This window comes from Mycolicibacterium wolinskyi str. Jessa 2025 (genome assembly GCF_049241375.1).
GTDB classification, from domain to species: Bacteria; Actinomycetota; Actinomycetes; order Mycobacteriales; family Mycobacteriaceae; genus Mycobacterium; species Mycobacterium wolinskyi.
On sequence record NZ_CP185960.1, the window covers coordinates 5,165,972 to 5,186,213 of the forward strand.

Consider the following 20,242-nt stretch of genomic DNA (forward strand, 5'->3'; position numbering starts at 1 on the left):
CGCCGGCGGGCCAGGCCGGGTCGCACCTCTCACGAAGCACTGTGACGAACGTGCAGGCTTTTGCGCTCAGCGGTCGGCGAGCAGCGCAACAAGCTGCACGCTCGCCACAGGGATCGACATCCGACCGTAAGAGCGCCAGAGTCGAATCCCGAAACAGTCTTGCCCAGCACCGAAACGAAAAGTAAAGTCACTTTCAGTTTTCGCCGTGAACTCCCTCAGAAAATGCTCAGGAGCTGGCATGGAATCCTTCGTTCACCTCCGCAAAGGCAAGACGCCCAAGCGAATACACGCTGATCTCGACGGCCTCAAGGATGACGAACTCGGCCGCGGAGGATTCGTCGGCCGCACCGCGAACATGTACCGCCGCAACGATCCGACCGCCTACCGGACCGTGGGCCCTCTTCGCCCCACCGACGTGCTGTCCAGTGAGCTCAAGCCCAGCGACAGCACCGACGCTCACGGCGGCCCACTGCTGATGTTCTCCAACGCCGACTGCCAGGTGCTGCTGAGCCGACGTGGCGAGGAGATGCCATTTTTCGTCCGCTACGTCGACGGCGACCTGCTGCTGTTCGTTCACAAGGGTTCCGGCTTGCTCGAGACCGAATTCGGACCGTTGCGCTACCGCGAGGGCGACTGGGTGTACATCCCCAAGGCCTGCACGTTCCGTCAGGTGCCCGATGCGGAGTCCACGTGGCTCATGATCCAGGCGACCGACGATTTCCGCGTCCCGCCGGCCGGGACTCTTGGGCGCCACTTCCCGTTCGATCCCGCACAGGTCACCATCCCCGAGCCGGCACCGATCGACGACGACGGCCGCGATGAGTACGAGGTCCGGCTTGTCCATGACGGAGGCCCGACTTCTCTGTTCTACCAACACAATCCGCTCGACGTGGAAGGGTGGCGCGGCGACAACTTCCCGTTCACCTTCAACATCGAGGACTACACCGTCATCACGTCCGAAAGCGTGCACCTGCCGCCGACGGTGCACCTGTTCATGCAGGCAACCGGCGTGTACGTGATGAACTTCCTGCCCAAACCCGCCGAAAGTGTGCCGGGCACCGAACGCACCCCGTGGTATCACCGCAACGTCGACTACGACGAGATCGCGTTCTTCCATGCCGGCTCGCTGTACGGCATCCCGATGCCGCCGGGTCTGATTTCCCATGCGCCACAAGGAGTCCATCACGGCGCACCGGAGAAGGCGCGAGAGCGGGCTCGCCGCAAGTTCAACGAATATGACCGGGTGGACTGGTCGGTGATCGCGATCGACACGCGCCGTCGACTCGTCCCGTCCGCTGAGATTCTGGCCAACGACCTGGGGCAGCACTAGACATGACGACGACCGAAGCGCCGGTGAGATTCGAGTACGACCGCATCCCGTATCTGGTGGCCTACCAGAACAATTCGTCCGTGCGTGACGTCTATGGCGGCGTCGCCGAGCTGGTGGTCCTGGAAAGCTATCTGCTGAAGCCCAAGGCCAGGCCGAGTGACACCGTGCTCGTGTTCATGCACCCGATCGGCGGCGGCGCCTACCTGCCGATGATCAACGCGCTGGCCCGCGCCGGACATCACGTCATCTACTGCAACAGCCGGTTCCGCGGAACCGACTCCGCGTTGCTGATGGAAAAGGTGGTCGAGGATCTCGGTGAATGCATCAAGGACGCCAAGAACCGCCTGGGCTACGAGAAGGTGGTGCTCGCCGGCTGGAGCGGCGGCGGCTCGCTCTCGGTGTTCTATCAGCAACAGGCGCAGCATCCGACCGTCACCGCGAGCCCGTCGGGCGACGGTCCCGACCTGACCAAGCTCGGTTTGATCCCCGCCGACGGGATCATGTTGCTGGCCGCGCACATCAGCAGACACGGCACCATGACCGAATGGATGGACGCGTCGATCCTCGACGAGAACGACCCGACCAGACGCGACCCAGAGCTCGACATCTACAACCCCGACAACCCGAACCAGCCCCCCTACACACCGGAGTTCCTGGAGCGCTATCACCGGGCGCAGATCGCGCGGAACCGGCGGATCACCAAGTGGGTCAAGGACAAACTCGCCGAACTCAAAGCAGCCGGCCGGCCCGATGACGAGTTCGCGTTCGTGGTGCACGGCACGATGGCCGACCCGCGCTGGCTCGACCCGACGGTCGATCCGAACGAACGCACCCCGGGAACCTGCTATCTGGGCGATCCTCAGGTGGTGAACATGAGCCCGGTCGGACTGGCGCGGTTCTGCACATTGCGCAGCTGGCTCTCGCAGTGGAGCTACGACGACGCGAACGGCGACGCGGTCAAGGCAGGCCCGGACATCGCGGTTCCGGCACTCGTCATCGGCAATCTCGCCGATGACGCCTGCACGCCGAGCCACACCCGCCGCCTGTACGAGGCGATCGGACACCCGGACAAGGAGATGCACGAGATTCCCGGCGCCAACCATTACTACTCCGGGCCGGACCAGCGCGACAAGCTGCGCCAGGCCGTCGAGGTCTGTACCGACTGGCTGCACCGGCACGGGTTTTCATCGGAGGGTGGAACCGCGACGGACGGGGATTCGGCACAGTGAGCACCGGAGCGCTGGACGGGGTCAGGGTCATCGAACTCGGCACCCTGATCTCCGGGCCGTTCGCCGGGCGGCTGCTCGGCGACATGGGGGCCGAGGTCATCAAGATCGAGCTGCCGAAAACGCCTGACCCACTGCGCACCTGGGGCCAGGCCGAACTCGACGGGCACCACTTCTTCTGGACGGTGCACGCCCGCAACAAGAAAGCCGTCACCCTCGATCTGCGTGCTCCGCGGGGCCGCGAGATTTTCCTCGACCTCGTCGAGCACTCCGACATCATCGTCGAGAACTTCCGCCCCGGCACGCTGGAGAAGTGGGACCTCGGCTACGACGTTCTGCGGGAACGGAACAAGGGCATCATCCTGGTTCGGGTGTCCGGTTACGGGCAGACGGGGCCAGACGCAGGCAAGGCCGGATACGCCTCGGTCGCCGAGGCCGCGAGCGGGCTGCGGCATATGAACGGTTTTCCCGGCGGTCCTCCCCCGCGACTCGCCCTGTCGTTGGGTGACAGCCTGGCCGGAATGTTCGCCGCACAGGGCGCACTGGCCGCGCTCTACCGGCGCACCGTCACCGGTGAGGGCCAGATCGTCGACACCGCACTGACCGAATCATGTTTGGCCATCCAGGAATCCACCATCCCCGACTACGACATCGGCGGCGTGGTCCGCGGTCCGTCGGGCACCCGGCTGGAGGGTATCGCGCCGTCGAACATCTACCAGAGCGCCAACGGCAGCTGGGTTGTCATCGCGGCGAACCAGGACACCGTTTTCCGGCGGCTGTGCGAGGCGATGGGCCGCCCAGAGCTGGCCACCGACGAGCGGTTCGCCAATCACCTTGCGCGTGGCCGCAATCAGGACGAGCTGGACAAGATCATCGGCGCCTGGGCGGCCGAACGCGAACCCGGCGAGATCATCGCCACACTGTCGGCGGCCGGGGTGATCAGCGGTCCGATCAACACCGTCGCCGAGGTGGTCGACGACCCGCAACTGCAGGCGCGCGGCATGATCGCCGATCACTGGGACGAACGCGTCGAACGGGCCGTCAAGGGTCCGGGCATCGTCCCCGTGCTCTCCGAATCACCCGGCAGCATCCGCAACGCGGGTCCGGCCCGGCCGGGGCAGCACAACGACGAGGTGTATCGCGGGCTGCTGGGGCGCAGCGCCGACGAGCTCGCATCCCTACGCGCCGAGGGGGTGCTGTGATGAACCTGCCCGCCCACGTCGACATCCGCGAGGTCTGCCTGCGCGACGGCCTGCAGATCGAGGATCCAATTCCCTTGGCCGCCAAGCTCGAGATCCTCGAGGCCATCGTCGCGACGGGGGTGAAGGAGATCGAGGCGACGGCGTTCGTGTCGCCGTCGAAGGTGCCCGCACTGGCCGACGCGGCCGAACTGGCCGCCGAACTGCACCGGTTCCCCGCCGTGGAGTTCTCGGCGCTCGTAGCGAGCCCGAACGGCGCGAAACGCGCGATCGCCGCGGGGTTGAACTCGATCGAGTATGTGGTGTCGGCGGCCGACAGCCACAGTCGCGCCAACGTCGGGCGGTCGACTGCCGAGGCGACCGTCGCCATAGCCGACGTCACGCGCATCGCGCACGACAGTGACGCCTCGATCGAAGTCATCGTCGCCACTGCGTGGGACTGCCCGTTCGACGGCCCGACGCCGCAGCACCGCGTGCTCGATATCGTCTCCGCGGCCGTCGATCTCGGCGTCGACCGCATCGCGGTGGCCGACACCATCGGCACCGCGACGCCGAAACGGGTCACCGAACTCGTCGCCGCCGTCACACCGCTGCTGGGCGCGACACCGCTCGGCGCGCACTTCCATAACACCCGGGGTTGTGGCCTGGCGAGTGCCTACGCCGCGGTACAGGCCGGGGTGACCCGCCTGGACGCATCGGTGGGCGGTCTGGGCGGCTGCCCCTTCGCGCCGGGAGCCAGCGGCAACATCGCCACCGAGGATCTGGTGTATCTGTTGCGGGACTGCGGCATCGGTGTCGACGTCGACCTGACCGCGGCCATCGACGCGGCTCGGGTGGTTCAGCGAGCCGTCGGGCACGACCTACCCAGCGCGCTGCTGCGCGCCGGTGACCGGATCCTGAACTGAACCCGCCATGGCTGCCGGTGAACTGAGTTCCAAGGGACGCCAGACCCGCTCGGCGATCGAGCTGGCCGCCCGGAAGCTCTTCGCGGAGAGGGGCTTTCACGGCACGACCCTCGCCGACATCACATCGGCGGCAGGCAAGAGTCCGGCGGTGTTCTACCGCTATTTCGACGACAAGGAGGATCTGCTGGCGGCACTCGCCGAATCGTTCCTCCACGACGTCGTCGAACCGTCCGGACTCAACCTGCACCTGCCGGACTCCCCTGACGACACCGAGTTCTTCACAGCCGTCGTCACCGGCTACTGGAACATCTTCAAACAGAACATCGGCATCATGATCGCCGTCGCGCAGTTGGCCGCGACCCAGCAACGGTTCGCCGACGTGCAGAACGAGTTCCGCCGCTTCGGTATCGACATCGTCGCCGCGTCGGTCGAGCGCGCACAGGAACAAGGCCACGCCAGAGACCTGAATCCCCAACATGTGGCGGCGGCGATCGCGTTGCTGTTCGAGAACTTCACCACGGTGTTCGTGGGACCCTCCACGCTCGGCATCGAACTCACCGACTCCGAGGCCATCACCACGCTGTCGACGATCTGGAAGAAAACCCTGTACGGCTTCTGAAGCCAGGAAGAGAGATCACCGTGGATTTCGCTTTACCAGAACACCTTCCAGGTCTGCTCGCGGAAATGGACGCGTTCATCGAGGCGGAGATCAAGCCGCTCGAACGCGAACACATCCAGTACTTCGACCAGCGGCGCGAATACGCCCGCACCGACTGGGAGAACGGTGGCATACCCCGGCGGGAGTGGGAGGACCTTCTCGACGAGATGCGTCGGCGTGCCGACGCCGCGGGCTGGCTGCGGTATGGGCTGCCCGCCCGGTTCGGCGGCCGGGACGGCAGCAACCTCGACATGGCGGTGATCCGGGAACACCTCGCGCACAAGGGTCTTGGCCTGCACAACGATCTGCAGGACGAGTCGTCGATCGTCGGGAACTTCCCACAGGTCATCATGATGGACCGGTTCGGCACCGAAGCGCAGAAGAGCGAATGGGTGGAGGCGATGCTGACCGGCAAGCGCTCGATGGCCTTCGGGCTGACCGAGCCCGGCCACGGCTCGGACGCCACCTGGCTGGAGACCACCGCGGTGGCCGACGGGGACGGCTGGATCATCAACGGCACCAAGCGCTGGAACACCGGCGTGCACCGCGCCACCCACGACCTCATCTTCGCCCGCACGTCCGGTGAACCGGGCCAGGCCCGTGGGATCACGGCGTTCCTCGTCCCGACCGATGCGCCGGGCTTTCATGTCCCCTTCTACTGGTGGACGTTCAACATGCCCACCGACCACGGCGAGGTCGAGCTCAAGGACGTCCGGGTTCCCGGCGACGCGGTGCTCGGCGAGGTCGACCGGGGGCTGGAGGTCGGCCAGACCTTCTTGCACGAGAACCGGATTCGCCAGGCCGCGAGCAGCCTGGGGGCCGCCCAGTACTGCATCGACCGCGCCGTCGCCTACGCCGGTGACCGCGTCGTGTTCGGCAAGCCGCTGGCGGTCAACCAGGCGGTCCAGTGGCCGCTCGTCGAGTTGCAGACCGAAGCACAGATGGTGCGGTTGCTCGTGCGGTACGCCGCAACCCAGCTGGACGCCAACCACCACATGGAAGTGTCGGACAAGGTGTCGATGGCCAATTACCGCGCCAACCGGTTGGTGTGCGAGGCGGCCGACCGGGCGATGCAGGTGCACGGCGGTATCGGCTACAGCCGCCATGAGCCGTTCGAACACATCTACCGCCACCACCGCCGCTACCGGATCACCGAGGGCGCCGAGGAGATCCAGATGCGCCGGGTCGCGCAGCGGCTCTTCGGGTTCGGCAAGGCCGCGAAGTGACCGACCTGCCGGGTGCGCTGGCCAAGGTGCTCGCGCCGGTGCTCGGCCCGGACGTGACCGTCGAGAACCTGCGTGAACTCACCGGCGGCGCCAGCCGCACGACGTGGTCGTTCGACGCCATCACGTCCTCGGTACGTCGTGCGCTGATCCTGCGCACCGGACCACCCGACGAAGTCCACGCCGGCATGGAGTTGGAGGCGGGCACGCAGCGTGCGGCCGCTGCGGCAGGCGCCCCCGTCCCCCATGTCCTCGTCGCCGACAATTCGGCTGCCGCGCTGGGCAATCCGTATCTCATCTGCGATTTCATCGCCGGGGAGACGATCGTGCGGCGCATCCAGCGTCAGCTCGACGACGCCGGGCGCGCCAAGCTGCTCACCCAGTGCGCGCATGCCCTCGCCGCGATCCACCGAGCAGAACCACCGGAGCTGCCCGGTTTGGCCGAACAGGACCAGCTGGCCCAGTGGCGCGCTCAGCTCGACGAGATGGGCGACACCACAGCCACTTTCGAGTGGGCGTTTCGCTGGCTGGCGGCCAACCGGCCGCCGCCGTCACCACATCGGTTGGTCCACGGCGACTTCCGGATGGGCAATCTGATCGTCGACGGCTCCGACCTGGCCGCGGTACTGGACTGGGAGCTAGTGCACCTGGGTGAGGTGTACGAAGACCTGGCCTGGTTCTGCATCCGCGCATGGCGGTTCGGGGCGCCGCAATCCATGGGCGCAGGCGGGCTCGGCAGCATCGAGAGTTTCCTGGCCGCCTACGAAGAGGCCGGCGGGATGCCGCTCGACCGCGCCGCGATCCGCTGGTGGCTCGTGCAGGCGACCCTGCGCTGGGGCATCATCTGCCGTTACCAGGCCGAACGCCATCTCAGCGGCCAGACCAGGTCGGTGGAGTTGGCGACCATCGGGCGCCGGGTCTGCGAAACGGAGTGGGATCTGCTCGACCTGCTGGACGGGAGCGCGCCATGAGTGACCTCTACGGCCGGCCCACGGCCGCCGAACTCGTCGCCGCGGTGGCCGAGTTCCTCGAGACCGAGGTGCGCGCCGAGACCGGCGGAGCGGTCAATTTCCACGCCCGTGTCGCGGCCAACGCGCTGCGCATGGTCGAACGCGAACTGCTCGCCGGTGATCCGGTCGACTGCGATGCCGCCCTGGCCGAGCTCGGCTTTTCCGGCGAGGCTGCGCTCGCGTCGGCCATCAGGTCCGGCGAACTCGACGACCGAGCCGAGGACGTCACCGCATGTCTACGCGTGCTGGTACGGCAGCGGTTGGCGGCCGCACACCCGGGCTATGACGTGCCCTGAGCGCTCACACCCGGCGTGCTCGCGCGAGCCATGCGGGCTCGTCGACATGCGAGCCCGCCGGCAGACCGATGGCCTCGGTCTGGGCCGGGCCGACCACCCCGCGGTACGTCGTGGTGTCCAGCGCCTCGAGCTCCCAGCCGTCGGCGAACGCACCGCGGATGACGTCCTCGCTGACCTCGGGCCCGAAGCCGCGCCCGGCGTCGGACAGTGCCAGCACGTGGACATACCCGCCGGGCCGGCACGCCGTGTGCAAGCTCGCGACATACGCAGGCCGGTCGGTGTCGTCGAAAATGTGGAACAGCGCGCTGTCGATGATCGTGTCGTAGCCCGGCTCGGCATCCAACCGCGTCGCGTCGGCAACCGCAAAACGGGCGTCAACGCCACGTTGAGCTGCGTTCTCGCGAGCCTGAGCAATCGCCTGCGGCGAGAAGTCGATGCCGAGCACGTCGTAGCCGAGGCGCGTCAGCAGCATCGTGTGTTCACCCGTCCCGCAGCCCGCATCGAGCACCTTGCCGCGGATCAAGCCGCGCCGTTCCAGTTCGACGATCGCAGGTTGCGGCTCGCCGATCACCCACGGGGCGGTGCGGGACTCGTACGCTTCATCGAACAGGGAGAGTGCCGGTGTCGTATCCATGGACCAAGTCTTCAACCTCAATGTCGCTTGAGGTCAAGCACCAGCCGGAGAAGGTGAACTGATGCCCGTTACCGACGCGGAGGCCATCGACCAGGTAGCCGATCGGTTGTTCGACGCGATCGAACGCAGCGACCGCGCCACGATCGCCGGGATGTGGGCCGACGATGTCACGGTGTGGCATTCCGGGGACCGCAGGGACAACGAACGCGCCCGCGCCCTGCGGGTCATCGACTGGTTCATCGACGCCACCACCGAGCGCCGCTACGAGGTGCTCGACCGACAGGTTTTCGACGGTGGATTCGTGCAGCAGCATGTCGTACACGCGACCGGGCGCGACGGTGCGTCGATCGCGCTGCGGGTCTGCATCGTGATCAAGGTGAGACCCGACGGTTTGATCCATCGCATCGACGAGTACTTCGACCCCAAGGACATCGCACCACTGCTCGGCTGAGTTCACCACGGAGGCAACATGACGACGCTGCAGGACATCCTCACCGCCAGTGCGGGCAACTGGACCTTGGCGCCTGACCGGTCCACGGTGACCTTCCGCAACAAGACCATGTGGGGTTTGGCAACCGTGACCGGCAGATTTGCCGAGTTCCGCGGTGAAGGCCGGGCAAACGGCGGGGTGAGCGGCCGGGTGGTGATCAACGCGGCGTCGCTGCGAACCGGAATCCGCAAGCGCGACGAGCACCTGCGCTCCGCCGATTTCTTCGACGTCGACAATCACCCGGAGATCACCGTCGAGGTGAGCGACGCGCAGCCGTCGGGTCCGGACGATGCCCGGTTGGCAGCGACATTGACCGTTCGGGGTGCGACACGGCCGATCGAATTGCCGGTCAGCGTGCAGGTTCTGGACGACGGCGCGGTGCAGATGGCCGGGCAGTGCACGGTCGACCGCGGCGAATTCGGCGTTTCGGGCAACCTGCTCGGCATGGTCGGACCGGCGACCGCGCTGTCGGCGACGTTGGTATTCGTCCGCGCCTGAAGCGGCGCAACAGGATTCGGCGAGTTGCCCGATCGCCGACCCGGCACGCAGTAGCATCGGCGGCATGGCCGGCCCCGCGCCGCTGCGCATCCTGGTGTACAGCGACAACCCACGCACCCGCGAACAGGTGCGACTCGCGCTGGGCAAACGCGTCCACCCCGATCTGCCGGAGCTCACCTACGTCGAGGTGGCCACCGCGCCGATGGTGATTTCGCAGATGGACGCCGGCGGATTCGACCTGGCAATCCTCGACGGCGAGGCCACACCCGCCGGCGGTATGGGTGTCGCCAAGCAACTCAAGGACGAACTCGACGTGTGCCCGCCCATCCTGGTGCTCACCGGACGTCCCGACGATGCCTGGCTCGCGAGCTGGTCGCGCGCCGAAGCCGCTGTCCCCCACCCGATCGATCCGATCCGGCTGGGCGACGCGGTCGTGCGCCTGTTGCGCGCCCCGGTTCAGTAATTCCAGCGAATTACCCTGTAGCCGTTGGTTCTTCACGGCACGGCTGTGGCGCAGCTGTGCGCTGCCGCGGTATGAAACGATACTAACCAAAATATGTGGCACGGGCCGCAAACCTCGCTAGGCTGTGGGTTAGCTCACATCGACAGCCCACCGAGGGAGCGACCGCGAGGCATGAATCTCTACACGCCGATCCTGGTTCTCGGAGCGATTGCGGCTGCCTTTGCCGTCGTGTCCGTGGTGATCGCGCTCGTCATCGGACCCAGGCGCTACAACCGGGCCAAACTCGAAGCGTACGAATGCGGTATCGAGCCGATGCCGGCCGGCGCGGCCGGGGCCACCGGCCAACGGATGCCGATCCGCTACTACCTCACGGCGATGTTGTTCATCGTGTTCGACATCGAGATCGTCTTCCTCTACCCGTGGGCCGTCGCGTTCGACAGTCTCGGCCTGTTCGCGCTGGTGGAGATGCTGTTGTTCATGCTGACAGTCTTCGTGGCGTACGCGTACGTCTGGCGCCGAGGAGGCCTGAATTGGGACTAGAGGAACGGCTGCCCGGCGGGATCCTGCTGTCGACGGTCGAGACGGTTGCCGGATACGTCCGCAAAGGCTCGCTGTGGCCCGCGACTTTCGGCCTGGCCTGCTGTGCGATCGAGATGATGTCCACGGCGGGGCCGCGGTTCGACATCGCCAGGTTCGGCATGGAACGGTTCTCGGCCACCCCGCGGCAGGCCGATCTCATGATCGTCGCGGGCCGGGTCAGCCAGAAGATGGCGCCGGTACTGCGGCAGATCTATGACCAGATGGCCGAGCCGAAATGGGTGTTGGCGATGGGTGTGTGCGCGTCGTCGGGCGGCATGTTCAACAACTATGCGGTGGTCCAGGGTGTCGACCACGTGGTCCCGGTGGACATCTACCTACCCGGCTGCCCGCCCCGCCCGGAGATGCTGCTGCATGCAATTCTCAAGCTGCACGACAAGATTCAGCAGATGCCGCTCGGGGTGAACCGTGCGGAAGCCATCCGCGAAGCCGAACAGGCCGCGCTCTCCGTCACCCCGACCATCGAGCTCAAGGGGTTGCTGCGGTGAGTAATTCCAACGAATCCTCCAACGGCACCAACGGCATCCGGAACGGGATCGGCGACACGCCCGAGGTGATCGGTGTGCGGCGGGGCATGTTCGGCGCCAAGGGCACCGGTGACACGTCCGGCTACGGACGCCTCGTCCGTCCGGTCGCCCTGCCGGGGAGTTCTCCCCGGCCGTACGGCAGCTACTTCGACGAGGTGGTCGACCAACTGGCCGCGGTCCTCGGCGAGGAACGCTACGCCGTGTCGATCGAGCGCGTGGTGGTGTACCGCGACGAGTTGACCCTCGAAGTGAGTCGTGTCCAACTGCCCGCGGTGGCAAGCGTGTTGCGGGACGATCCCGCCCTGCGTTTCGAGTTGTGCCTCGGGGTGAGCGGCGTGCACTATCCCGACGACACCGGCCGCGAACTCCATGCGGTGTATCCGCTGATGTCGATCACGCACAACCGGCGGATCAGGCTGGAAGTCGCCGCACCCGACGCCGATCCGCACATACCGTCGCTGTACGCGATCTACCCCACCACAGACTGGCACGAACGCGAGACCTACGACTTCTTCGGCATCGTCTTCGACGGCCATCCGGCACTGACCCGCATCGAGATGCCCGACGACTGGGTGGGCCATCCGCAGCGCAAAGACTATCCGCTGGGCGGAATTCCGGTGGAGTACCACGGCGCCCAGATCCCACCGCCAGATCAGCGGAGGTCCTACAACTGATGAGCACCTCAACGATGCCGCCCGAGGGCGGGGAAAAAGTCGTCGTCGTGGGCGGCGCGGATTGGGACCAGGTGGTGGCCGCGGCCCGGTCGAGCGCCGCCGCCCAGGCCGGCGAGCGGATCGTCGTCAACATGGGTCCCCAGCACCCGTCGACACACGGGGTCCTCCGGCTGATCCTCGAAATCGAAGGCGAGATCATCACCGAAGCCCGTTGCGGCATCGGCTATCTGCACACCGGCATCGAGAAGAACCTCGAATACCGCAACTGGACCCAGGGCGTCACGTTCGTCACCCGGATGGATTACCTCTCACCGTTTTTCAACGAGACCGCCTACTGTCTCGGCGTCGAGAAGCTGCTCGGCATCACCGACGACATCCCCGAGCGTGCCAGCGTCATCCGCGTGATGCTCATGGAGCTCAACCGGATCAGCTCGCACCTCGTGGCATTGGCGACCGGCGGGATGGAACTCGGCGCGATGAGCGCGATGTTCTACGGTTTCCGCGAACGCGAGGAAATTCTGCGGGTCTTCGAGACCATCACCGGGTTACGGATGAACCACGCCTACATCCGGCCCGGCGGCCTGGCCGCCGACCTGCCCGACGAGGCGATCGGCCAGGTTCGCGACCTTCTCAAACTGCTCCCGAAACGTCTGCGCGACTTGGAGAATCTACTCAACGAGAACTACATCTGGAAGGCCCGCACCGTCGACGTGGGCTACCTCGACCTGACCGGCTGCATCGCGCTCGGCATCACCGGCCCGGTGTTGCGATCCACCGGCCTGCCACACGATCTGCGCAAGGCGCAACCGTACTGTGGTTACGAGAACTACGAATTCGACGTCATCACCGACGACCGGTGTGACTCCTACGGCCGCTACATCATTCGCGTGAAGGAAATGCGGGAGTCGCTCAAGATCGTCGAGCAGTGCGTGGACAAGCTGGAGCGGCTCGGCCCGGGACCGGTGATGATCACCGACAAGAAGCTGGCGTGGCCTGCCGATCTCAAGCTCGGTCCGGACGGTTTGGGCAACTCGCCCGAACACATCGCCCGGATCATGGGCCGCTCGATGGAGGGGCTGATCCACCACTTCAAACTCGTCACCGAGGGCATCCGGGTGCCTGCGGGTCAGGTCTACGTCGCGGTGGAATCGCCGCGTGGCGAGCTCGGGGTGCACATGGTCTCCGACGGCGGAACCCGGCCGTATCGGGTGCACTATCGCGACCCGTCGTTCACCAACCTGCAAGCCGTGGCGGCGATGTGCGAAGGCGGCATGGTGGCCGACGCGATCGCGGCGGTGGCGTCGATCGACCCGGTCATGGGAGGGGTTGACAGGTGACAGAAGTGTTCCTGGAACTGGGGCAGCGCCCCGACGAAGCGGGCCCGCCGATCAACGGGCCCGTGGCATATCCCGACGATGTGACGACTCGCCTGCGCGCCGACGCCGAGCAGATCACCGCCCGCTACCCGGATGCCCGATCAGCCCTGCTTCCCCTGCTGCACCTCGTGCAGGCCGAGGACGGTTACCTGACACCGGCCGGAATCGCTTTCTGCGCCGACCAATTGAGCCTGACCGAGGCCGAGGTCACCGCGGTGGCCACGTTCTACTCGATGTACCGGCGCACACCTACCGGCGAATACCTCGTCGGCGTGTGCACCAACACGCTGTGCGCGATCATGGGCGGCGACGCGATTTTGGACGCGCTGCAGGATCATCTGGACATCCACGCCGGACAGACGACTGCCGACGGTCGAGTCACGCTCGAGCACATCGAATGCAATGCCGCCTGTGATTACGCGCCGGTCGTGATGGTCAACTGGGAGTTCTACGACAACCAGACTCCTTCGTCGGCGCGCGATCTCGTCGACGGGCTGCGCAGCGGTGACGCACCGGCACCCAGTCGCGGCGCGCCGTTGTGCAACTTTCGCGAGACCGCACGCACGCTGGCCGGGCTGGGTGACCCCCGCGTCCCCGGCGGCGCGCCAGGCGATGCCACCCTCGCCGGGCTGCGCGTCGCGCGGGAACGCGGCATGACGGCACCCGACAGCAACGCATCCGCGTCCTCGGAGGAGACCGTCGACGACGAGCAGGCGGCCGCGGAGGCCACGCAGGACGCGCCGGCGCCCGGGCCGTCCGCCACCGTGCCGCCAGAGCCCAACACCACCGAAACCGACCCGGACGCAACGGATTCGCGCTCATGACCGCACTGACGCCGGTACTCAGCCGGTTCTGGGACGAACCCGATCCGTGGACGTTGGACACCTATCGCCGTCACGACGGTTATCAGGGGTTGCAGCGCGCGCTGTCGATGGCACCCGACGATGTGATCGCGCTCGTGAAGGATTCCGGCCTGCGCGGCCGTGGGGGCGCGGGATTCCCCACCGGCACGAAGTGGTCGTTCATTCCCCAAGGTGACGACGGTGCCGGCGCGAAGCCGCATTACCTGGTGGTCAACGCCGACGAGTCCGAACCCGGCACCTGCAAAGACATTCCGCTGCTGCTGACCACTCCGCACTTCCTGATCGAGGGCGTGATCATCGCGGCGTACGCGATCCGCGCCAAGCACGCGTTCATCTATGTGCGCGGCGAGGTGGTTCCGGTGTTGCGGCGCCTGCAGGCCGCGGTCGCCGAGGCCTACGACGCCGGGTATCTCGGCTCGAACATCCTCGATTCGGGATTCGACCTGGAGCTGACGGTCCACGCCGGCGCGGGCGCGTACATCTGCGGCGAGGAGACCGCGCTGCTGGATTCCCTGGAAGGCCGGCGCGGACAACCTCGTCTGCGGCCGCCGTTCCCGGCCGTCGCCGGCCTGTACGCCTGCCCGACCGTGGTCAACAACGTCGAATCCATCGCGAGCGTCCCACCGATCCTGGTCAACGGAGTCGACTGGTTCCGCTCCATGGGATCGGAGAAATCCCCTGGTTTCACGTTGTATTCGCTGTCGGGACATGTCAATCGGCCCGGACAGTACGAGGCGCCGCTCGGCATCACGCTGCGCGAACTCCTCGGCTATGCCGGTGGCATCCGAACGGGACACACCCTGAAGTTCTGGACACCGGGCGGATCCTCGACGCCGCTGCTGACCGGTGAACATCTCGACGTGCCACTGGATTACGAAGGCATGGCCTCGGTCGGGTCCATGCTGGGCACCAAGGCATTGCAGATCTTCGACGAGACGACGTGTGTGGTGCGGGCCGTGCGCCGCTGGACTCAGTTCTACGCGCACGAATCCTGCGGCAAGTGCACGCCGTGCCGCGAGGGCACCTACTGGCTCGCACAGATCTATGCGCGGCTGGAGACCGGTGCCGCGTCCGAGGCCGACATCGACAAGCTGCTGGACATCTCCGACACCATCTTCGGTAAGTCGTTCTGCGCGTTGGGTGATGGCGCTGCGAGCCCGATCATGTCGTCCATCAAGCACTTCCGCGACGAATACGTGGCGCACCTGAGCGGCGGGTGTCCATTCGATCCACACGCCTCGACGTTGATGGCGACCGAAGAGGTCGGTGTGTAGATGTCCATTCGGCGAGCAGACACGCAGGTACCCGAAACGCCGCCGGTACGGGTACCTACGCGTCTTCTCGCGCAGGGAAAGGGGGCACGTCGATGACGCTGGCCGAACCGACCAAGGACAGCCCGCCGGTGGAAATGGTGTCGCTGACCATCGACGGGCATGAGATCAGCGTTCCCAAGGGCACGTTGGTGATCCGCGCCGCCGAGCTGATGGGCGTCCAGATTCCCCGGTTCTGCGACCACCCCCTTCTCGATCCGGTCGGGGCGTGCCGGCAGTGCCTGGTCGAGGTGGAAGGTCAGCGTAAACCGATGGCGTCGTGCACCACCACGGTCATGCCGGACATGGTGGTGCGCACTCAGTTCAGCTCCGAGGCCGCCGACAAGGCGCAGCGCGGGGTGATGGAGCTGCTGCTGATCAATCATCCACTGGACTGCCCGGTCTGCGACAAGGGCGGCGAATGTCCGCTGCAGAACCAGGCGATGTCCAACGGGCGCCCGGAGACCCGGTTCGAAGACGTCAAACGGACCTTCCCGAAACCGATCAACATCTCGTCCCAGGTGCTGCTGGACCGCGAGCGGTGCGTTCTGTGCGCCCGCTGCACACGGTTCTCGGCGCAGATCGCCGGCGATCCGTTCATCGACTTGCTCGAACGAGGGGCGCTGCAGCAGGTCGGCATCGCGCCCGGCGAGCCGTTCCAGTCCTATTTCTCCGGCAACACCGTTCAGATCTGCCCCGTGGGCGCACTGACCGGCACCGCGTACCGGTTCCGGGCCCGTCCCTTCGACCTCGTCTCGAGTCCGAGCGTGTGCGAGCACTGCGCGTCGGGATGCGCGCAGCGCACCGACCATAGGCGCGGAAAAGTCATGCGCCGGTTGGCCGGTGACGATCCCGAGGTCAACGAGGAGTGGAACTGCGACAAGGGTCGCTGGGCCTTCACCTATGCGACCGTCGGCGATCGGATCACCACACCGCTGCTGCGGGACAACGGGGTGTTGCGTCCGGCGTCGTGGTCGGAAGCGCTCGGGGTGGCGGGAGCGGGACTTCTCGCGGCGGCGGGTAGCACCGGCGTGCTCGTGGGTGGTCGGTGCACCGTTCAGGATGCGTACGCGTACTCGAAATTCACTCGGATGGTGCTCAACACCAACGACATCGACTTCCGTTCGCGCCCGCACTCCGCGGAGGAGGCCGAGTTCCTGGCCGCGCAGGTGGCTGGTACGGCGATGGCGCTGCGCTACGCGGAACTCGAACAGGCGCCGACGGTGCTGCTTGCCGGTTTCGAGCCCGAAGAAGAATCGCCGATCGTTTTCCTACGGCTGCGCAAAGGTGCCCGCAAGAACGGGGTTCGGGTGCTGTCGGTGGCGCCGTTCGCCAGTCGCGGGCTGACGAAGATGGCGGGCACGTTGATCCCCGCCGCGCCCGGCGGCGAAGCTGCGGCCCTGGACAGCCTCGCCGACGACGACCGGCTGCGCCGGCCGGGTGCGGTCATCCTCGTCGGCGAACGGCTGGCCACCTCACCGGGTGCGTTGTCCGCCGCCGTGCGGCTTGCGGCCGGCACAGGTGCCCGGCTCGCGTGGATTCCGCGGCGAGCCGGCGAGCGTGGCGCAGTGGAAGCCGGTGCGCTGCCCAATCTGCTGCCCGGCGGCCGTCCGGTCGCCGATGCGACCGCCCGCGCACAGACCGCCGAAGCCTGGAACACCGGAGAGTTGCCGGGATCGCCAGGGCGTGACGGCGCCGAGATCCTCGCCGCGGCCGCCGACGGCAACCTCGCGGCCCTGCTGTTCGGCGGCGTCGACATCGCCGATCTGCCCGATCCTGAGCTGGCACTCAGCGCGTTGCGCATGACGCCGTTCGTGGTGAGCCTCGAGTTGCGCGAGAGCGCGGTCACCGATCTGGCCGACGTGGTGTTCCCCGTCGCACCGGTGGTGGAGAAGGCCGGTGCATACCTCAACTGGGAGGGCCGATTCCGGCCGTTCAAGCCGTCGCTGCAGTCCAACGCCATACCGGACCTGCGGGTGCTGCACTATCTCGCCGACGAAATCGGCGTCGACCTCGGCCTCACGACCGCAGATGCCGCCGACGCCGAACTGACCCGTCTCGGGGCATGGACCGGCGCGCGCGCACCTGCACCAACGGTGCCGTCGACCGAGCCGGTCGAGCCCGGACCCGGTCAGGCGGTACTTGCCAGCTGGCGCATGCTGCTCGACGCCGGCCGGCTGCAAGACGGTGAACCGCATCTGGCCGGAACCGCCAGGCCGGCCGTCGCGCGGCTCTCCGCGGCGACCGCCGCCGAAATCGGCGCGGCCGATGGCGATCCGGTGACAGTCGGCACTGACCGCGGTGCGATCACGCTGCCGCTGGCCATCACCGACATGGCCGAACGCGTGGTGTGGCTGCCGATGAACTCCCCCGGCTCGGCCGTGCATGCCCAACTCGGCGTGACGGCAGGCGCCCTGGTATCGATCGGACGGGCCACCTCATGACACATCCGGACCCGACGCTGTTCGGCCACGACCCGTGGTGGCTGATTCTCGCCAAAGCACTCGCCATCTTCGTGTTTCTGCTCCTGACGGTGCTGTCGGCGATTTTGATCGAACGTAAAGTCCTGGGCCGCATGCAGATGCGGCCCGGCCCCAACCGCGTCGGCCCGTGGGGCCTGCTCCAATCGCTGGCCGACGGCATCAAGCTCGCGCTGAAGGAGGGCCTCACCCCGGCCGGGGTCGACAAGCCCATTTACCTACTGGCCCCGGTCATCTCGGTGATCCCGGCGTTCATGGCGTTCGCGGTCATCCCGATGGGCGGCGAGGTGTCGGTGTTCGGGCTTCGCACCCCGCTGCAGTTGACGGACCTGTCGGTGGCGGTGCTCTACATCCTCGCGGTCACCTCGATCGGCGTGTACGGCATCGTGCTGGCCGGCTGGGCATCGGGCTCCACCTATCCCCTGCTGGGCGGCCTGCGCTCGAGCGCGCAGGTGATCTCCTATGAGATCGCGATGGCGTTGTCGTTCGCCGCGGTGTTCCTCTACGCGGGCACGATGTCGACGTCGGGCATCGTCGCCGCGCAGGACGGTACGTGGTTCGTCTTCCTGCTGCTGCCGTCATTCCTGGTGTACGTGACGTCGATGGTCGGCGAAACGAACCGGGCCCCATTCGATCTGCCCGAAGCCGAGGGTGAGCTCGTCGGCGGATTCCACACCGAGTACTCGTCGCTGAAGTTCGCGATGTTCATGCTCGCCGAGTACGTCAACATGACCACGGTCTCGGCCCTCGCCACGACGATGTTCCTCGGCGGGTGGCACGCACCGTTCCCGTTCAACATGATCGACGGCGCCGACAGCGGCTGGTGGGCACTGCTGTGGTTCACCGCGAAGGTGTGGGCGTTCATGTTCTTCTACATCTGGCTGCGCGCGACACTGCCCCGGCTGCGCTACGACCAGTTCATGGCACTGGGCTGGAAGGTCCTCATACCGGTGTCACTGGCCTGGATCATGATCGTCGCTACCACGCACAGCCTGCGCGAACACGGCTACCACAACTGGGCGACCTGGCTGGTCACGTCAGCCGTGATCGCGATCGTCGTGCTCGCCTGGGCGCTGTGGAAAACCCTGCGCCGCAGAACTGTTCAACCGGCGCCGCAGCAGAGTTCGGGAGCCTATCCCGTGCCACCGCTGCCGGCTGCCAGCAAGGAGACCGCTGATGCCTAAGTTCCTCGACGCGCTCGCTGGGTTCGCGGTGACGTTCCGTTCGATGTTCAAAAAGCCGCTCACCGAGGAGTATCCCGAGAAACCCGGACCGGTCGCGCCCCGCTATCACGGCCGCCACCAACTCAACCGATATCCCGATGGACTGGAGAAGTGCATCGGCTGCGAATTGTGTGCCTGGGCCTGCCCGGCCGATGCGATCTTCGTCGAAGGCGCCGACAACGCAGCAGGCGAACGCTTTTCGCCCGGCGAACGCTACGGCCGGGTGTACCAGATCAACTACCTGCGCTGCATCGGCTGCGGGTTGTGCATCGAAGCCTGCCCCACCAGGGCGTTGACGATGACCAACGAGTACGAGATGGCCGACGACAACCGGGCAGATCTGATCTGGGGCAAGGACAAGCTGCTCGCTCCCCTGCAGCCGGGCATGCAGGCACCGCCGCACGAGATGGCGCCCGGCAGCACCGATGACGACTACTACCTGGGCAAGATCACCCCGATCACGGAGGACGTTCGATGACGCCGGAGGTGGTGCTGCTGGCGGAGCATATTTCGCGGCTCGCCGCGGTCGACGGCGTGGCCCGCACGTCGACGTCCGAGGCCGTGCTGTTCTGGATTCTCGGGGCGGTCGCGGTGCTCGGGGCGATCGGGGTGGTGGCCGCGCCGAAAGCCGTGTACTCGGCGGTATTCCTGGCGTGCACGATGATCGTGCTCGCCGTGCTCTACATCGCCCAGGACGCGCTGTTCCTCGGTGTCGTGCAGATCGTCGTCTACACCGGCGCCGTCATGATGCTGTTCTTGTTCGTGCTCATGCTCATCGGCGTCGATCTGTCGGAGTCACTCGTGGAAACCCTGCGCGGGCAGCGCGTCGCGGCACTGGCCGCCGGAGTGGGTTTCGGAGTGCTGCTGATCGCCGGCATCGGCAATGTCTCGGTCGCCGGGTTCACCGGCCTGGCCGAGGCCAACGCCGGCGGCAACGTGGAAGGCTTGGCGGCACTGATCTTCACGCGCTACCTGTGGGCGTTCGAGTTGACCAGCACGCTGCTGATCACCGCAGCACTCGGGGCGATGGTGCTCGCGCACCGCGAGCGCTTCGAACGCCGCAAAACTCAGCGTGAGCTGGCCGTCGAGCGATTCCAGGGCGGCGGACACCCGACACCGTTGCCGAATCCCGGTGTCTATGCCCGGCACAATGCCGTCGACATCCCGGCGCGGCTGCCCGACGGTTCGGACGCCGCGATATCGGTCAGCTCGATCCTGCCGCAGCGGGCGATGAGCAATTCGAGGAACGGGGAGGGGTGA

Annotated in this window: 22 protein-coding genes; 21 read left to right on the top strand and 1 reads right to left on the bottom strand. The window is 66.7% G+C overall.

Going from position 1 to position 20,242, the window contains the following annotated elements; translation table 11 throughout:
• Positions 1 to 238: 238 nt before the first annotated feature.
• Genes ACOI2T_RS25540 through ACOI2T_RS25575 form a run of 8 tightly spaced genes read left to right on the top strand, consistent with a single transcriptional unit; the run spans position 239 to position 7,847 of the window.
• Complete coding sequence (locus ACOI2T_RS25540; protein WP_409505921.1) at positions 239 to 1,330, top strand: homogentisate 1,2-dioxygenase; 1,092 nt, start codon at positions 239 to 241, stop codon at positions 1,328 to 1,330.
• A 2-nt stretch (positions 1,331 to 1,332) separates the two neighbouring features.
• The gene (locus ACOI2T_RS25545) at positions 1,333 to 2,559 is read left to right on the top strand and encodes an alpha/beta hydrolase family protein (RefSeq protein WP_409505922.1); all 1,227 of its coding nucleotides are present in this window, start codon (positions 1,333 to 1,335) and stop codon (positions 2,557 to 2,559) included.
• On the top strand, positions 2,556 to 3,758 hold the full coding sequence (locus ACOI2T_RS25550) for a CaiB/BaiF CoA transferase family protein (RefSeq protein ID WP_409505923.1): 1,203 nt from the start codon (positions 2,556 to 2,558) through the stop codon (positions 3,756 to 3,758). The genes ACOI2T_RS25545 and ACOI2T_RS25550 overlap by 4 nt, the downstream gene beginning before the upstream one ends.
• A complete protein-coding gene (locus ACOI2T_RS25555; protein ID WP_409505924.1) occupies positions 3,758 to 4,660 on the top strand; it encodes a hydroxymethylglutaryl-CoA lyase in 903 nt (300 codons plus the stop codon). Before ACOI2T_RS25550 ends, ACOI2T_RS25555 begins: the two co-directional genes overlap by 1 nt.
• Positions 4,661 to 4,667: 7 nt before the next feature.
• Positions 4,668 to 5,279 carry a TetR/AcrR family transcriptional regulator gene (locus ACOI2T_RS25560; RefSeq protein ID WP_067856662.1) on the top strand — a complete coding sequence of 204 codons (612 nt, stop codon included), beginning with the start codon at positions 4,668 to 4,670 and terminating at the stop codon, positions 5,277 to 5,279.
• A 20-nt stretch (positions 5,280 to 5,299) separates the two neighbouring features.
• Positions 5,300 to 6,544, top strand: coding sequence for an acyl-CoA dehydrogenase family protein (locus ACOI2T_RS25565; protein ID WP_409505925.1), 1,245 nt, complete (start codon positions 5,300 to 5,302; stop codon positions 6,542 to 6,544).
• Between the two features lie 5 nt (positions 6,545 to 6,549).
• Positions 6,550 to 7,512, top strand: coding sequence for a phosphotransferase family protein (locus ACOI2T_RS25570; RefSeq protein ID WP_409505934.1), 963 nt, complete (start codon positions 6,550 to 6,552; stop codon positions 7,510 to 7,512).
• Entirely contained in the window at positions 7,509 to 7,847 is a 339-nt protein-coding gene (locus ACOI2T_RS25575; protein WP_067856656.1) for a DUF6285 domain-containing protein, read from the top strand. The genes ACOI2T_RS25570 and ACOI2T_RS25575 overlap by 4 nt, the downstream gene beginning before the upstream one ends.
• A 4-nt stretch (positions 7,848 to 7,851) precedes the next feature.
• On the opposite strand, the gene ACOI2T_RS25580 is transcribed toward ACOI2T_RS25575, so the two are convergent.
• The gene (locus tag ACOI2T_RS25580) at positions 7,852 to 8,481 is read right to left on the bottom strand and encodes a class I SAM-dependent methyltransferase (protein WP_421874725.1); all 630 of its coding nucleotides are present in this window, start codon (positions 8,479 to 8,481) and stop codon (positions 7,852 to 7,854) included.
• A gap of 61 nt (positions 8,482 to 8,542) precedes the next feature.
• Between ACOI2T_RS25580 and ACOI2T_RS25585 the strand changes: the two genes are divergently transcribed.
• The 13 genes from ACOI2T_RS25585 (at position 8,543) to ACOI2T_RS25645 (ending at position 20,242) form a co-directional block, all read left to right on the top strand.
• Positions 8,543 to 8,932: a nuclear transport factor 2 family protein gene (locus ACOI2T_RS25585; protein ID WP_409506026.1), complete on the top strand. Its 390-nt coding sequence runs from the start codon at positions 8,543 to 8,545 to the stop codon at positions 8,930 to 8,932.
• A gap of 18 nt (positions 8,933 to 8,950) precedes the next feature.
• Complete coding sequence (locus ACOI2T_RS25590) at positions 8,951 to 9,469, top strand: YceI family protein (RefSeq protein ID WP_409506025.1); 519 nt, start codon at positions 8,951 to 8,953, stop codon at positions 9,467 to 9,469.
• Positions 9,470 to 9,533: 64 nt separating this feature from the next.
• Complete coding sequence (locus ACOI2T_RS25595) at positions 9,534 to 9,932, top strand: Rv3143 family two-component system response regulator (protein WP_067856644.1); 399 nt, start codon at positions 9,534 to 9,536, stop codon at positions 9,930 to 9,932.
• Between the two features lie 171 nt (positions 9,933 to 10,103).
• On the top strand, positions 10,104 to 10,472 hold the full coding sequence (locus ACOI2T_RS25600; RefSeq protein ID WP_067856642.1) for an NADH-quinone oxidoreductase subunit A: 369 nt from the start codon (positions 10,104 to 10,106) through the stop codon (positions 10,470 to 10,472).
• The gene (locus tag ACOI2T_RS25605; RefSeq protein WP_067856638.1) at positions 10,463 to 11,017 is read left to right on the top strand and encodes a NuoB/complex I 20 kDa subunit family protein; all 555 of its coding nucleotides are present in this window, start codon (positions 10,463 to 10,465) and stop codon (positions 11,015 to 11,017) included. Before ACOI2T_RS25600 ends, ACOI2T_RS25605 begins: the two co-directional genes overlap by 10 nt.
• Complete coding sequence (locus ACOI2T_RS25610; RefSeq protein ID WP_409506024.1) at positions 11,014 to 11,730, top strand: NADH-quinone oxidoreductase subunit C; 717 nt, start codon at positions 11,014 to 11,016, stop codon at positions 11,728 to 11,730. The genes ACOI2T_RS25605 and ACOI2T_RS25610 overlap by 4 nt, the downstream gene beginning before the upstream one ends.
• Complete coding sequence (nuoD, locus tag ACOI2T_RS25615) at positions 11,730 to 13,067, top strand: NADH dehydrogenase (quinone) subunit D (RefSeq protein WP_409506023.1); 1,338 nt, start codon at positions 11,730 to 11,732, stop codon at positions 13,065 to 13,067. Before ACOI2T_RS25610 ends, nuoD begins: the two co-directional genes overlap by 1 nt.
• Entirely contained in the window at positions 13,064 to 13,930 is an 867-nt protein-coding gene (nuoE, locus tag ACOI2T_RS25620) for an NADH-quinone oxidoreductase subunit NuoE (RefSeq protein WP_409506022.1), read from the top strand. Before nuoD ends, nuoE begins: the two co-directional genes overlap by 4 nt.
• Positions 13,927 to 15,243: an NADH-quinone oxidoreductase subunit NuoF gene (gene nuoF / locus ACOI2T_RS25625; protein ID WP_409506021.1), complete on the top strand. Its 1,317-nt coding sequence runs from the start codon at positions 13,927 to 13,929 to the stop codon at positions 15,241 to 15,243. The genes nuoE and nuoF overlap by 4 nt, the downstream gene beginning before the upstream one ends.
• Positions 15,244 to 15,335: 92 nt before the next feature.
• Positions 15,336 to 17,723 (top strand): NADH-quinone oxidoreductase subunit G, encoded by a 2,388-nt coding sequence (locus ACOI2T_RS25630; protein WP_409506020.1) that lies wholly within the window; start codon positions 15,336 to 15,338, stop codon positions 17,721 to 17,723.
• Entirely contained in the window at positions 17,720 to 18,943 is a 1,224-nt protein-coding gene (gene nuoH, locus ACOI2T_RS25635) for an NADH-quinone oxidoreductase subunit NuoH (RefSeq protein ID WP_409506019.1), read from the top strand. The genes ACOI2T_RS25630 and nuoH overlap by 4 nt, the downstream gene beginning before the upstream one ends.
• Entirely contained in the window at positions 18,936 to 19,460 is a 525-nt protein-coding gene (nuoI, locus tag ACOI2T_RS25640; RefSeq protein WP_067856618.1) for an NADH-quinone oxidoreductase subunit NuoI, read from the top strand. Before nuoH ends, nuoI begins: the two co-directional genes overlap by 8 nt.
• A complete protein-coding gene (locus ACOI2T_RS25645) occupies positions 19,457 to 20,242 on the top strand; it encodes an NADH-quinone oxidoreductase subunit J (RefSeq protein ID WP_409506018.1) in 786 nt (261 codons plus the stop codon). Before nuoI ends, ACOI2T_RS25645 begins: the two co-directional genes overlap by 4 nt.

What these genes read in the sequence shown, in the direction of transcription:
- ACOI2T_RS25540 (WP_409505921.1), top strand. Translation starts at nt 239, where the DNA reads ATGGAATCCTTCGTTCACCTCCGCAAAGGCAAGACGCCCAAGCGAATA.
- ACOI2T_RS25545 (WP_409505922.1), top strand. Translation starts at nt 1,333, where the DNA reads ATGACGACGACCGAAGCGCCGGTGAGATTCGAGTACGACCGCATCCCG.
- ACOI2T_RS25555 (WP_409505924.1), top strand. Translation starts at nt 3,758, where the DNA reads ATGAACCTGCCCGCCCACGTCGACATCCGCGAGGTCTGCCTGCGCGAC.
- ACOI2T_RS25560 (WP_067856662.1), top strand. Translation starts at nt 4,668, where the DNA reads ATGGCTGCCGGTGAACTGAGTTCCAAGGGACGCCAGACCCGCTCGGCG.
- ACOI2T_RS25575 (WP_067856656.1), top strand. Translation starts at nt 7,509, where the DNA reads ATGAGTGACCTCTACGGCCGGCCCACGGCCGCCGAACTCGTCGCCGCG.
- ACOI2T_RS25580 (WP_421874725.1), bottom strand. Translation starts at nt 8,481, where the DNA reads ATGGATACGACACCGGCACTCTCCCTGTTCGATGAAGCGTACGAGTCC.
- ACOI2T_RS25585 (WP_409506026.1), top strand. Translation starts at nt 8,543, where the DNA reads ATGCCCGTTACCGACGCGGAGGCCATCGACCAGGTAGCCGATCGGTTG.
- ACOI2T_RS25590 (WP_409506025.1), top strand. Translation starts at nt 8,951, where the DNA reads ATGACGACGCTGCAGGACATCCTCACCGCCAGTGCGGGCAACTGGACC.
- ACOI2T_RS25595 (WP_067856644.1), top strand. Translation starts at nt 9,534, where the DNA reads ATGGCCGGCCCCGCGCCGCTGCGCATCCTGGTGTACAGCGACAACCCA.
- ACOI2T_RS25600 (WP_067856642.1), top strand. Translation starts at nt 10,104, where the DNA reads ATGAATCTCTACACGCCGATCCTGGTTCTCGGAGCGATTGCGGCTGCC.
- nuoD (WP_409506023.1), top strand. Translation starts at nt 11,730, where the DNA reads ATGAGCACCTCAACGATGCCGCCCGAGGGCGGGGAAAAAGTCGTCGTC.
- nuoF (WP_409506021.1), top strand. Translation starts at nt 13,927, where the DNA reads ATGACCGCACTGACGCCGGTACTCAGCCGGTTCTGGGACGAACCCGAT.
- ACOI2T_RS25630 (WP_409506020.1), top strand. Translation starts at nt 15,336, where the DNA reads ATGACGCTGGCCGAACCGACCAAGGACAGCCCGCCGGTGGAAATGGTG.
- nuoH (WP_409506019.1), top strand. Translation starts at nt 17,720, where the DNA reads ATGACACATCCGGACCCGACGCTGTTCGGCCACGACCCGTGGTGGCTG.
- nuoI (WP_067856618.1), top strand. Translation starts at nt 18,936, where the DNA reads ATGCCTAAGTTCCTCGACGCGCTCGCTGGGTTCGCGGTGACGTTCCGT.
- ACOI2T_RS25645 (WP_409506018.1), top strand. Translation starts at nt 19,457, where the DNA reads ATGACGCCGGAGGTGGTGCTGCTGGCGGAGCATATTTCGCGGCTCGCC.